Genomic DNA, 14,598 nt, shown 5'->3' with positions numbered 1-14,598 from the left:
AGGGTAAACGATTCTAAAACATATTAATGATTATCGATTATTGAAATGATTTGAATGAAGTTACCCTCTACTTCATAAACCATTACTAGCGTGTAAACACCTTTATCCTCTTCTGTAAGATCAATCGAAAATTGGTCTGCATTTGCTTCTAGTTGATCAACATTTACGACTACTTCTTTAAACGTTTGATTATGTCTAAACGCAATTTGAGTAGGGTTCACATGTTTTCCATCCAAACCTTTTACTAGGTTCTCTACATCGAATATAGAGTTCTGTCCAGGTGGGGAAGGCATTTCAATTATTTGAGGATTAGCATTCAGATTTTCTAATTTCTCTAACCCTTGTAGTGGTGAGAAATCTGTCACTTCATTCCCCGAGATATCCAATGTCACTAGGTTTTTTGCATATTGTAAGCCTTCAAGATTAGTAATTCTTTCTGTTCGAGTACCAACAGCAGATAGGCTTGTCAGTTTATACATATCACCAAGTGTTATTTCATCAGTAATCCCTAGCGTTTGTTTAATATACATGCTTAAATCTTTATCTGACACTGATATAACTTGACTTAAATCGATGACTACTAATGCGTCTATTGCTTGTTGAAGCAGCTCGACAGCTTGATCAATAGCTGTTTGTGTAGCGTGCTTGTCAGCTATAATTTCTTCTGCCTTTTTAATACTTGCTTGTAGCGCAACTACAGCTTCTGGCGTATAGTCTTCAACATTGATTGCTTTCGCTTCTTCAATTGTAGCTTCTAAATCCTGTATAAAAACTCGATCTGCGTTAGCAAAATGTAGTTTAGCATCTCCCCATGTCGCATGGTCAGAACCATTTCCATTACCACCGTCAGTAACGACTAACTTTAATTCTTGAGCACCACTAATATTCACTTCAACGAACTTTTGAGGATCTCTAGAGTTCATTAAGCCACTGTCGAATTGCATCTCTCCATCAACATACACTTGAAATACAACGGAGCCAACACTACCATACATTTGGCGGTCTACACCAACAAATGAAGTAAAGTAATCAGCGTCTTTATCCGTTAAATCATAGACGATTGTTGAATTAGAATGTGCACCAATACCTTTTTCGTAAGCTACTTCAATGCCATCTTCTGCTGTTAAACGTAAAGTTTTAGCGCTAATAGAGATATCTTTCGTAGGAACGGTATAGCTGTTTTGAGTAGATTTCCAATCGAAATCTGATAGGTAATGATAATCGTCCATATTTACGACAGAAATTGTTCGTTTTTTCGTGATTTCATTGCCGTCGCTATCTGTGACAGTGTAAGTAATTTCATACTTACCAGCTCGATCGAAGTTTACTTGTTCTGCTCCGTTTACTTGTACAGCGGCCGTTAAATCGCCATCTTCTGCATCAGTTGCACTATATTGCTCGTTGATGTCAATAGGAGCCCCTACTTTAGTTGCCGTCGATTTAGGGATTGTCAGCTGAGGAAGTCCGTTTGAAATATAGAACTTCGCATCCGCAAAGTCGGCGTGATCTGATTCATTGCCGTTACCAGAATCACTTGCAATAAGTGTTAGATTTTTAACGTCCTTAACTGGAAGTCTCACTAATTTAGCTTCTGTATTATAATTCATAACACCGCTGTTATAGACTTCTTCGCCATCAGCTAAAATTTTAAATGTAACGCTCGATTTATTATTTGCTACAATATTTCTATCTACACCTACTAGCGTTTCGAAATAATCATAATTTCTGCCTTCAAGATCGTAAACAATTTCAGAGCTTGCGTGCGTACCAATACCTTTGGCAAATTCTTTTGTTTCCCCATTAACAAGTAATTTGATAGATTCACCAACTGAAGCCTTATCTTTGTTTACCGTTTTCCATGCAGTTTGTGCAGAATTCCAATTTGTATCACTTGCGAATGTAGCATCACTGTATACATAGATCTCTCTCGATTTTGTAACTATGTTATCATCGCTATCAATGACAGTGTACTCTACCGTGTACGTTCCTGTTTTATTAATATCAAAACCATTAGTTGTTACTTTTACTTGTTCGATTAGATTACCATCTTCTGCATCAAATGCTTCAACATCTTGTAGTACATCGAAGTCACTGTTTAACTTCACGAATGTAAGCTCCTCAGACACAGTTAATATTGGTTTACTAGAATCGATTGTAAACTTCGCATCCGCCCATACTGTATGGTCAGATGCATTACCATTATTTTTGGCATCAGTTGTTATTAGTTTAACTTCTTTTGCACCTGTGACAGGAACCTTTACAAATTCACGTTCTGTATCCGCTTTGAAAACATCACTACTAAATTTCTTCTCACCATCAACCCACACTTCAAACGTTGCAGATGAAGGCCTTCCTTTCACCGCTTGGTCGATTCCGATAGAACTTTCAAAGAAATCAAAGCCTTTTCCATCGATGTCATAAACAACTTCTGAATTCGCATGTGCACCTATACCTTTTGAATAGGTAGCATCTAATCCTTGTCTAACAAGTGTAATAGCACTACCAGCAGGTGCTAAGTCTTTCTTCAATCCCCCCCATGCAATGTTCGCTTGTTTAGCATCCATATCGGAGATATATGCAAAATCACTAACCACGGTAATTTTTGTCGTTTTTGTTTGTGTAATTTTCGCATTCTTCACTTCGTAAACAATTTCATAGTCACCTTTTTTTGTAACATCTACATTATTTGATTTTATAATAACATCTTCTGTTATATCATTCCCTTGATACGACGATGCTTTTACAAAATTCATAGGATTGAATTCTTGATGTAATTTAAGCGTTAGATGTTCCTCTACAGATAATCTTGGCTGCTGCGATTTCACTTCAACCGGTTTTAAACGCTTTAACTTTTTATCATAAGCAACGATTTCATAAATATAAGAACCATTCGTATCTACATTTTTATCGACAAATGAAGTGCTAGTCGTATATCCAACTACTTCACCATCTCGAAGTATTTCATAACCCATCGATGCATCCTTATTAGCTATATCTATGTCATATGTTAATGTAATCTCATTCTTTTCTTTATCAGCTGTTAGAGATTTTACAAGTACTTGTGCATCTTTTGAGAAGCCAGCACCTTCATAGCTACGTCCTAAACTATGCATGTACTCTAACTTAACATCTGGTTTAGGTAAATGAGCTACCTTTTCTTTCATCTTGTCAGTAGCCGTTACATATCCCCAGTCTTCGAAGAATGCTGTTAAATCTGTTTCAGTCGCTAAAGATAAACCTATAACTAACCTTTGTAGGTTGCTTCCTAAACCATCCATAACACCATCAGGGTTTGTTCGAGCAATTCGAGAAGCCTTACCATAACTATCTTCTCCGTAGTAATATTGTACTTGCTCAAGTACTCCTAAGTAAGTCCAGTACCCATGATTCACTTTTTCTCCCGCAAACCTTTTATACAATGAATTCCAATCTACTCTATCATCTGTACTGTTATTAAAGATCTTTCTCATGATCACAGAATAGATATTGTTCGTTACCTCAGTATGTTCCATTGTGGAGTTATTGATATTATGAGCCCATTCATGATAATAAGCCCAACCATCGTTACCAGGAACACTAAATGGTTTAACGATTTGTTTGAAGAATCCACCATCTCTTCTAGGTGAGTTCCCCCCGTTATATCCCGTATATCCCCAATCAGACCAACCATAAGGACCTTTTGTAAATACGCGTGACGTAAACTTTGCATTAAAGCTTTGCTCATTTTCTTTGTATCCACTTACTTTTTGGAATTCAGTCCACATAATTTCCCATTCATCCATCGTATCGGAAACTGTTTTCCCTGTCCCTTCAAGTTCCTGTATACCTTTTAGCGCACCAGCAGCACTTGTAGAGATTGTATTGTTTTCAGAAATGAGTTCTGTAACGTTATATACGACGTCTTTAGCTTTACCATTCGCAAAGTCATTATCGTCTACACTAATTTTCGCCACATATTCTTCTAATTCTCTTTCATACTCCGCAGGATCTGTTTTTCCATGATCGTAAACAGGGAAAGCTGTCCCACCTATTAGCCTTACTTTAGGAGCATAAGCTTGCTCGCTTGGTAAAGCAGCATTTTCTACATAAATAACTGCCGGTTTCATATTTTCATAAGAAGGAGCAGTTATCGTATTTAAACCTGGATGCAATGAATATCGTCTATGCCAACCGTTTTTATCATCAGCGATTTGACCTAAAACTAAGTTAGGCATCACACCTTTTTCATCAGCATCAACAAATATTTGAATGGTTTCACCAGGCACCACATATCTAGCAAATGTTTCTAGAGAGAATGATGTTCTTGCAATCTGATGCTCTCTTGCTTCTGTAGTAGAGTTTCCTCGCTGAGATGCCGTTACGATTACTTCATTAGCCTCATTTACATTGTTTAGTACATCTTTTGCGATATTTACACTTTCTTGTAATTGTTCCCTTAATGGATGTTTAGCAACTTCCGCCTCTAACTGATGGATTATGCTCATTGAAGCAAACTCCGGCTTCAATTCATTCATTAAACCATTCGTAAATAGATCGTTTATTTGCTCTGCTAGAACATCTTCCTTATAAAAGGCTAATTCCGATAAAGTTGCCCAGTTTTGATTTGATTTCTTGAACTTAAATTTAACTCGTTTAAATGTAGTAGGTTTGAATTTAGCTTCCACTAAACCAGCAACCATGTTATGTTGACCTGTTGAGACTAGTTGATAGGTATCACCTGTAGAAGTCTGAGATGCATAAATCTCGAACTCTTCAGCAAACCCTTTACGGTCAGACGGTCTCGCCCCATACATAATCCGATTTAATTCAACTGCTTCTTGGAATGTTACTTCTACTTCATTTGAGAAATCTGCTGCATTACTTTTGTTCGTTTCCCAATATGTATCTAAGTTTCCATCAACAACATTTCCAATGGCAGCACCGCCATAGTGACCAGCATTATTACGGACACTTTGAATGTTTTCTTTATCCATTCTAAATAACTTAGAATAGTCCTCATTAGAATAATGCTCAAATGGTTTTGTTGTCGCTTCAGTTGCTTCAATATCTTCTTGCTCAATTAATGCTTTTGCATTTTTTAGATTTTCTTTAAACTCTTCTTCATACAAAGGATGCGATTGAACACTTTGCTCTAACGCTTCTAATTTTTCTAATGTATTAAATGGCTCTGATACTTTATTTTGATTGTCATCAGTAAATAAATTCGCCATCTTGTCGGCTAACACATCTTCTTTATAGAACGCTAATTCCGATAAAGATGCCCAGTTTTGATTTGATTTTTTGAACTTAAATTTGATTCGCTTAAAATGAGTAGGTTCAAATTTTGCTTCTACTAAGCCAGCGACCATGTTATGTTGACCTGTCGAGACTAGTTGATAGGTATCCCCTGTAGAAGTCTGAGAGGCATAGATTTCGAACTCTTCAGCAAACCCTTTACGGTCAGACGCTCTTGCCCCATACATAATCCGATTTAATGTAACTGCTTCTTTGAATGTTACTTCCACTTCATTTGAGAAATCAGCTGCATTACTTTTGTTCGTTTCCCAATATGTATCTAAGTTTCGATCAACAACATTTCCAATGATAGCACCGCCGTAGTGGCCAGCATTATTGCGGACATTTCGAATGTTTTCTTTATCCATTCTAAATAACGTAGAATAGTCCTCATTAGAATAATGCTCAAATGGTTTTGTTGTCGCTTCAGTAGCTTCAATATCTTCTTGTTTTATTAATACGAATGCATTCTCAATATCTTCTTTAAACATTGCATACAAAGGATGTGATTTCACACTCTCCTCTAAAGCTGTTAATTTTTCTACTGTATTAAATTTTTCTGAAACCTGATTTTTATTTTTATCCGTAAATAAGTTCTCCATTTGACTAGAAACCGTGTCTTCTTTATAGAATAGGAACTCTGAAGCACTCGCCCAATCTTGGTCGGCTTTTTTATAGACAAACTTTAAACGTTTAAATTCTGTCGGTTTAAATTGGATTTCAATGATATCTCCTGTAGAACCTTTATAGTCACCAGAAGACACTACTGTAAAGTCATCACCTGTATCTGTCGTTGAACCGTAGATTTCAAATGCTTGTGCAAAGCCCTTACCTTTCGCGCCAGCTTGACGCGCGGCATAGACAATGCGATTTAATGAAGTTGTTTCATTGAAATGAAACACAACCTCATTCGTGAAGGTTGCATGATTCGCTTTCCCTGTTTCCCAATGGGTATTCATATCCCCATCGATTGCTTTATCAAGAGGAGAACCAGCATAATTTCCACCATTATTAGTTATGGATGTGATATTGTCGTTCGCCATTTTAAACGTTTCATTGTAAGCATGTAACAAATCATTGCCATATAAACTAAACTTACTAACAGTAGCATTCCCTGCTTGTTCCATACTCTTTTCAATGAGAGTTGTTACCACTTTCCGATGTTGATGTTGATCTGCTAATACATTGAGTGGCGCACTGACGAAACTTAACGTCATAGCCGCAGCTGTTACAATTTTAACTACTTTCATATTCATTTCCTCCCAATGGATTATTTCCAAAGAAGCACATAAAAAGCTACTCTAAAAAAGAGTAGCTTCTATTTTTATAAAGTTTACATAAAAGATTATTGCTTTTTTTACGCGACTTTATAATAACAAAAAGTAAAATGTACTCTTTGGCAACTGGCTGACATAGTATTAAACCGTAGTCCCTGTAGCTTTGCGTCCCCAGATTTCCCTAGGTTTGCCTATTCAATTTAACACTTCATACAATAGCATATTAAAATTTTGCCTCCAAGAATATTTTGGACTATTTACTTATCACTTCCAACAATGAGAATGCAGATAAAATACCATTTTCCATAAATAACTAACTTTTTTAATATAAAACACCTAACAAAAACCCACATATTGTTAATAAATAAGTAATAATGCATGCAAATAAGCATTTTACAAAGAATTTCATTATAAATTCATAATGACTTAAATGGATTTATGTAAATATTTTGGACATAAAAAAGTTGAGTCCGTTTCAAGACGCCACCCGTCGTCCCGAAGAAATTCATAAGTAGGACAGGCTACACTACACTTAGTTAGGCAATAATATTTAGGTATAGTAGAATACTACTAACTAAGATATGGAGATTTTCCGATGCCCTTTCCAATTCGTCTGTATATACTTGGCTGTATAGTGCAAAATAAAAGTACATAGTATCGCAAATAGCTTAGGCGCCTTATTTTTAGGACTTCCCATAAAAAATTTGTACATTTATTGAACACCTTTTCAAAAATACAGAAGATTGTTCATTCAATATTTGTTTATTGTTTCTTGAAAATGCTACACTAAAACCATCACGTGATAGTTTGGAGGCGGGACAATTGGGAAGGATAAACTAAAAATTGGAGAATTAGCCGATATTGCTGGAGTGTCCAAACGAACAATCGATTATTATACAAACTTGGATCTTTTAAAACCATCACGTTCCGATACAGGCTATCGCATTTTTGAACTGTCTGATGTTGAGCAGTTAAATAAGATTTCGCATTTGCAGGGACAAGGTTTCTCACTAGAAGAAATTAAAGAAAAGCTGACGTTTCTTGATTCTAGCGAGCAGGTGCTGGAGAAAGCACAACTAATAAAAAATGATCTTCAGGAACTTTTGGTTTTATTGGAACGAACTGATCAGGAAAACTCTTCAATTAAGGAGAGCATTGCTCATGACACGCTGCCTGTAATTCAAGCTTTATTACAATTACTTGTATAATCCAACACGCTGAAGTAATAAATAATTAATTCAGGAGGTAGAAACCTTGCCTGATGAAAGGTTGACATAGTGGAAATATTAAATTTAGTATTAGTCGCAGTACTGATTGCTTTGACAGCTTTCTTTGTAGCAACAGAATTTGCATTAGTAAAAGTTAGAAGCTCAAAAATTGATCAACTCGTTGCAGAAGGACGAAAAGGTGCGATATCTGCAAAGCATGTAACCACACATTTGGACGAGTATCTCTCTGCTTGCCAATTAGGAATTACCATTACCGCTTTAGGGCTTGGGTGGCTCGGTGAACCAACCGTCGAGACCATGCTACATCCACTGTTTGAAAAGTTCGATGTAGATCCATCCGTTTCTCAGATACTTTCCTTTGTCATTGCCTTTGTCTTCATCACTTTCCTACATGTTGTTGTGGGGGAACTTGCACCGAAGACAATAGCCATCCAAAAAGCAGAAGCACTGACATTGCTTTTTTCTAGACCAATCATGTGGTTCTATAAGCTAATGTTTCCCTTTATCTTTGTGTTGAATGGCTCAGCTCGTTTGCTCATAGGTCTATTCGGCTTTAAATCAGCATCAGAACACGAAGGTGCTCATACTGAAGAGGAGTTACGGCTTATTTTGTCAGACAGTTTTAAAAGCGGAGAAATTAACCAGTCCGAACTGGACTATGTTAACAAAATGTTCGAATTCGACAACCGAATTGCAAAAGAGATTATGGTGCCACGGACTGAAATGGTAACGTTCTCCTCAGATGTTTCTTTCGATGAAGTCTCCTATACAATCCAAGAGGAAAGATATACACGTTACCCGATTTACGAGGGTGATATCGATAATATCATTGGTTTTATCAACAGTAAGGATTTACTATACTTTACGCTCGGAGATCGCTCGTCTTTAGTGTCATTCTCTGTTAAAGACTTGTTGCATCCGATACCAGTGGTAATCGAAACATTGGCCATTGATGAAGTTCTAAAAAGAATGCAAAAAGAGCGGTCCCAATTATCGCTTGTAATCGATGAATATGGCGGTACGGCTGGATTGGTAACAATCGAAGACATCCTTGAAGAAATTGTCGGGGATATACACGATGAATTTGATGCAGATGAGATTGCAGAAATCACAAGAATTTCAGAAGATCATTATGTTGTCAGCGGTAAAGTATTGATAGAAGAAATCAATCATCTACTCGGAACTTCAATAAATAATGATACTGCGGATATGATTGGCGGATGGTGCTTGTCGCAGAATTACGACCTCAAAGAAGGAGATGAAATTGAGCAAGATGGCTTCCTTTTTATCATCAAAGAGCTAGACGGGCATCAAATACGCTATATCGAAATTCGGAAAAACGAAGTGACTATTCATTCTTGAAAAAGAGGAAAACTATCAGGAGTCCAGTGAAAACTTACGCTTTTTAATGACTTTCTAAAAAGGACGACTTTACATTCGAATTTGAATGTAAAGTCGTCTTTTTGATTACCAAATGCGTGGAATCATTTTAAGTACATCCTTCCCAAGGCTGCAAAGATATACTTAAAATCACAGATACGTCTGCATTTGCACCATGTCTTAATATGGAAGCGGCGGGAGTCGAACCAACATCTTCTAAAAGTGCTGTAATAGCAGCGTTTATAAGGGTTTGTAGAGACTACAAACATTGATTGACTACGTTTTTGACTACGTTTGACAAAAAATAAGTTGCGGGGAGCAATATTAATATAATACCTAGTGCATGCGATGGTATTATTAAGATTAAGAACTATAATTATATTATTTCTTATTAACCAGCATTTACTGGCTGCCATTGCCATGTTTTATTTCACAGAAAACCTAATATGTTAAATATTAATATCTCAATCAATAAAACTAATTACCTTTTCCGCCTCAATTTCAATCCCCATTTTTCGGGTTATAGAGATTGCGTCATTGACATATCCCTTATATCTATCCATAAGGTAGTCACTTGGTGCAATAATTAATAATCTTTCTTCTGGCCTAGAGATAGCTACGTAATGTAGGTATGTTACCTCTTCCCTTGTTAAGTTAAAATCTTGAGCATTAATTATTACTTGCTCAAATTCAAGACCTTTAGATGAATGTATTGTGCCAGAAGTTAATTTATAACTATCTTGATTATAAGTAGGTATATATTTATCGTCATTTACTACTTCAAATAACTTTTCTATTTCCTTCTTGATTTTATCTGTATTTTCACTATATCCAAGGTATTTATACAAATTAATGCAGTTCTCTTCATATTTCTGATAATTAAGCTGATACTCTTTTATTTGTTCTAACAACTTCCTTAATTCGAAGATCCTATAAGCTTCCGGCATTGGTATTTCATCCATAAAGTCATACTCACTATATCTCCACTGTAATATATAATGAGCTATAGCTCTTGCTATCCATATATGCTCACTTTCAAGACTAGAATTGTCTAAAGGTGATGCTGGAATAAAGACAAATTGAAGATCAAAGGATTGTAATTTATTACTCCACTTCTCTGCGTTAGGATTACTGAAATTTAAAAAGGCACACTTCTTGTCTATATCAATCCACTCTTTAATATAGTTAACAGCATCACTATCAGAACTATACTTATAAGCGATTATTTCATTATTAAATTCAGTCTGCTGATAGTATTTTCTCACACTGTCCATAAATAAATTTGAGTAATTTTGAATAACTTTATTCGACCTGAAATTATGCCATAGTTCAAATGACTTATAGTTTATTTTAGTAAATAGCTGATTAAATCCCTCTTTATATGCTCCACGCCAACCGTATATAGATTGTTTATCATCTCCAACGATAAACAGTGGAATATCAAGTTCATCGCAAAGATACATAAATAAATTATGCATATCTTTGTCACTATCTTGATACTCATCTATGTAGATGCGATAATACTTAGCCCTTAAATATCTTCTTGCAGAGTGGGAACGAATAAGGATATTTAACGCCAACTGAAACGCAAAATTCTTTTCTGCATCATCATATTTACACATTAATTGAGTATTCCTGATTTTTTCTATACCATCCGTAAAAGTTATTATTTGATTTTCAATATTAAAGTCTGGTTTTATTTCTTTCTTGAACTCTATTCCGTACGCATCATACATAAAGGGTTGAATAATCTCTAACCTAATAAAATTATCATTAGTTCCAACAAATCCTTCTCCTTTTTTAGGACCAAGTCTATTAATAATTTCTTTTGCTGCCTTTCGTGTAAATGTAATTGCTGCATATGTTTGGTGACCCGTACTTTCCTCTGAATCTTTAATAATTCTTTGTATAGTTGTGTATGTTTTTCCCGTCCCTGCACTAGCACCTATGACTATATTTCCTTTAGTAGCGAGTATCTCATTCCTACTATCTTTATCTAACGGTAGCATATATCCACCAACTTTTTCAGACACTCAAATCTTTCATGATTATAAATCTTGTCTACCACACTTTTATTCATCCCAATACTTAATTCAATCATGTTAACAAGCTTTTTAGTTTGTAAATAATCAACACCACTTTTTTTACTGTTATTATCACTTGATAATTTGTCCATGACTTTTGGAATAGCTTCATACAAATCATTCTCTAAATCTACTCTAGATAAATAAATATTGTTTTCTTTCAGTCTTTCTATTGTTTTAGGTATTTTACTAAAGACAAATTCCTTTCTTTCAATTACGTAACTTAAATCTTTATCGTATTTCGCAGGGTCGATATTATCAAAATTAGGAAATTCCCTGCGTTTAATTAGTCTTTGACATCTATTTATCCCCAAAAGATTGTATTCATTTTTTTTGTATACTTTTTTCAAATCATTATCAGTTTTAATTATCACATTAATACCAAGAGCTGTTAATACTGTGTAATATTCTTTGAAATTGATACCATCTACTTCAAGAATATAACCACCTAAACTCTCATAACGTTCACACTTATCTTTTAGTATTCGTTCAAATAGTATCTTCTCCGATGGTCCCTCAACTAGTAATACTACATCAGCATATATTGCTTCAGCTAAATTTTGATTTAATTTATGTTTTAAGGTTTTATAAACCTGTGGAACTTTATATACAAAAGATTTCCCAATCACTATTTTCTCTTTGAACAATTTTATAAGGTTAACATCGTCCATTTGACTTACAATTAATGAAGAGTGAGTCGTCATAAATAAATATTTAAATATATCATCAGAAAAAATTTGATACGACAATGCTATCTGCATTGATCTATGTAAATGATTCTCTAACTCCTCGATTAGAAATATATTTATTTTTTTCTCCTCTAACCTTCTATTTTCAAGTGTGAGAAGTGTATATGCGAGAATTTTCTTCCTGCCATCACCAGACGTCGGATAATTTTCAAGTTTTTCATCAAGAATATATGGTCTGAGTTTACTATGAATATTACTTAATTCAATTTCAGATTGAATAGATACTTTGAACTTCTTATCATTTTTAAATTTTTTATATTCATCAATCAGTTCTTTTTCAAACGTCTTAATAGTCTTCAACTTCCCTACACTCTTGTTCAGATTTCTAATATGTGTGTTAAGTACTTGTCTTTCTTCCCCGCTTAAACTAGATTCACCTTTTAATATTTCTCTTGAATATCTTTTGAATGTATCCTCTAGTTGTATTGAAGAATCTATGTAAACCACATTAAAGTATTTATCCAATTCAAAAAATGATTGACTACTAGGTATTTCCTCTAAATTTTCTAAATCCACGCCCCAAAAAAGTTTGGGGTGCCCCATTAAAGCTTCATCATCATATACTGCCCTTAGCTGAATGTAGATTTCTTCAGCACCTGAAGAAATAGCCCCACGCATCATCGTGAAAATTTTCTTGTTATCATCATTATCTTCATCATCAGTGATAACTATTTTAAGAGTAATAACGATTTCATCAGCTGTATCTTTATTGTAGAAATCTGAATCTACAAAACCATTTTTTCTAAAGTTCCTGTCTAGTAAAAAACGTAGAGCAGCTAGGAAATTACTTTTCCCTATATCATTAAGTCCAAATACAATATTACGATTAGTTAATTCTATATCTACATCTTCAAAGTTCCTGAAATTCTTTACAGTCAACTGTTTGAGAATCATAATATTCCCTCACTTCCGCAAATTGATAAAGAACAAATATATCGGCTACCAAAGTAAATGATTTACATCTATATATAGTAACATTCATTCACCAAATTCTCGACTGAATTTTCGATATATACATTTCAGGTACCCTACATCATTATAAAAAGCCTAAATTGCAATATTAACTTAGCCACTTAGATAAAACTCCGTATATTTATTAAAATACGTGTCTTTTATCAACCCTTGAAAGTCGGTTTTGACCTTGATTTTGAATGTATAAGATTAGGCTAGTTTAGCTAACTCTTGTTCAAAAACAGCTGCTGGTTGTTGATAGTTTAGAATCTTTCTCGGTAGATTATTGAGCGTCTGATAAATGCGTTGGATTGTATGCCTAGAGTAATCTGAAATTGCTTTTCCTTTGGGGATGTAGCGTCTAATAAAACCGTTATGACGCTCATTGGAGCCTCTTTCATGAGATGCATAGGGTCTAGCGAAATAGACATCTGTGATGCCTTCTAAACTTACCGATAAGATGGAGAACTCACTTCCATTGTCAGAAGTAATTGTCTTGAATATCTGCGGGAAGGCTTCGCCGCAAAAGTTCTGTAATTGCTTTATACCGTGATCAACTGAGTCATGATCTTGTTCATCAATCTTGATTGCGTAATAGAATCTAGTTTTACGTTCAATGATGGTAAGTAGTGCGTTGTCATCGGATTTCTTACCTTCTACGGTGTCAATCTTCCAGTGACCGAATTCCTCTCTGTCTTCGATTTCAAGTGGACGTTTGGCAATACTTGTCCCTAAGACACGATGATGTTTTCGAACGCGCTTAGTCTTCGTGCTCAGCCTTGTCTTCATGGATAAATCAATATTTCGAACGCTTAATAAGCACTGATCAATGTAGTTATAAAGGGTTTTGGTGGACACCATAGGCTTGTCTTTCCAATCGTTTTGTTGTTTCGAAAATCCAACGACTGCATCCGGTGACCAGCCTTGATTCATGATTTTTCCGCAAGCAAAATCAACAAATTCGATGGCTTTCAGCAATTTACTTTTCGCATCACATTTTTTTCTATTCTGTTCATAGACAGCCTGTCCTGTCTCGGGGAAGTAGGCTGTGTAAGGCTGTCTGCCGGTCTTAAGTTGTGTCGTTGTTCCACGCTTAAGTTCATTCGCAATCGTTTGATGAGCGCGTTCTAAGCGTCTAGCGATTTCCCGATTAGAATGTCCTTCTTTGTGCAGCGCAGAAATCATTCCACGCTCAAAAGAAGTGAGGTGTTTAAAATTACGTTTTTGTATGGTATTCTGTAGGTGTGCCATTATAAAACTTCCTCTCATTGTTAGTCTGCTAACTTCAATGATACACGAAATTTTATAATGGCATTTTTTTGTCTGAATTTCTGTGGCTAAGTTGATTGTACAACTAGCCTCATTATAAAAAGTATTAAAAAAGTAAACCATCTACCTTAATTGATGGGATTAGGCGACGGTTTTCTCTCAAAGCATACGACATTGATCAAAGTAGCAATCAAAAATTTATCAATGAGCAAGAAAATCTAAAGCTTTAAAATGAATATGACTAATAAAAAGTCAAAACTAAATTAGTTTAATATTGAATACTCCCACAAGTAATACATAAAATAGCTACTTAATCTTTTGGTCATATGCCTCTTAATTCAAAACACTACATTTCAAAGGCAGTCTTGTTTCGTTATCTGCTACC

6 protein-coding genes and 1 riboswitch are annotated in these 14,598 nt (G+C 35.1%); of the genes, 2 read left to right on the top strand and 4 right to left on the bottom strand.

The features are described 5' to 3' along the window. Positions 1-23 precede the first annotated feature (23 nt). Positions 24-6,524, bottom strand: a complete 6,501-nt coding sequence (locus ACIQ0H_RS14465; RefSeq protein ID WP_403415996.1) for an NPCBM/NEW2 domain-containing protein — start codon at positions 6,522-6,524, stop codon at positions 24-26. Positions 6,525-6,669: 145 nt separating this feature from the next. Further along, positions 6,670-6,753, bottom strand: a riboswitch (cyclic di-GMP riboswitch). A gap of 667 nt (positions 6,754-7,420) precedes the next feature. Here ACIQ0H_RS14465 and ACIQ0H_RS14460 point away from each other — a divergent pair. Further along, positions 7,421-7,759: a MerR family transcriptional regulator gene (locus tag ACIQ0H_RS14460; RefSeq protein WP_403415994.1), complete on the top strand. Its 339-nt coding sequence runs from the start codon at positions 7,421-7,423 to the stop codon at positions 7,757-7,759. A gap of 69 nt (positions 7,760-7,828) precedes the next feature. Continuing rightward, positions 7,829-9,142 (top strand): hemolysin family protein, encoded by a 1,314-nt coding sequence (locus tag ACIQ0H_RS14455; protein WP_403415991.1) that lies wholly within the window; start codon positions 7,829-7,831, stop codon positions 9,140-9,142. A 482-nt stretch (positions 9,143-9,624) separates the two neighbouring features. Here ACIQ0H_RS14455 and ACIQ0H_RS14450 read toward each other — a convergent pair whose 3' ends face one another. The 3 genes from ACIQ0H_RS14450 to ACIQ0H_RS14440 form a co-directional block, all read right to left on the bottom strand. Further along, positions 9,625-11,193 carry a UvrD-helicase domain-containing protein gene (locus ACIQ0H_RS14450; RefSeq protein ID WP_403415989.1) on the bottom strand — a complete coding sequence of 523 codons (1,569 nt, stop codon included), beginning with the start codon at positions 11,191-11,193 and terminating at the stop codon, positions 9,625-9,627. Then, the gene (locus tag ACIQ0H_RS14445) at positions 11,157-12,887 is read right to left on the bottom strand and encodes an ATP-dependent nuclease (protein WP_403415988.1); all 1,731 of its coding nucleotides are present in this window, start codon (positions 12,885-12,887) and stop codon (positions 11,157-11,159) included. The genes ACIQ0H_RS14450 and ACIQ0H_RS14445 overlap by 37 nt, the downstream gene beginning before the upstream one ends. Positions 12,888-13,154: 267 nt before the next feature. Then, positions 13,155-14,198: an IS30 family transposase gene (locus ACIQ0H_RS14440; protein ID WP_403416534.1), complete on the bottom strand. Its 1,044-nt coding sequence runs from the start codon at positions 14,196-14,198 to the stop codon at positions 13,155-13,157. Positions 14,199-14,598: the final 400 nt, after the last annotated feature.

Source organism: Sporosarcina sp. NPDC096371 (genome assembly GCF_044762865.1).
Lineage (GTDB): Bacteria > Bacillota > Bacilli > Bacillales_A > Planococcaceae > Sporosarcina.
The sequence above is the reverse complement of the archived record's forward strand: the minus strand, read 5'-3'. Positions and strand labels throughout refer to the sequence as shown.

Coding starts and splice junctions, on each gene's coding strand:
- ACIQ0H_RS14465 (WP_403415996.1), bottom strand. CDS start 6,524: ATGAAAGTAGTTAAAATTGTAACAGCTGCGGCTATGACGTTAAGTTTC.
- ACIQ0H_RS14445 (WP_403415988.1), bottom strand. CDS start 12,887: ATGATTCTCAAACAGTTGACTGTAAAGAATTTCAGGAACTTTGAAGAT.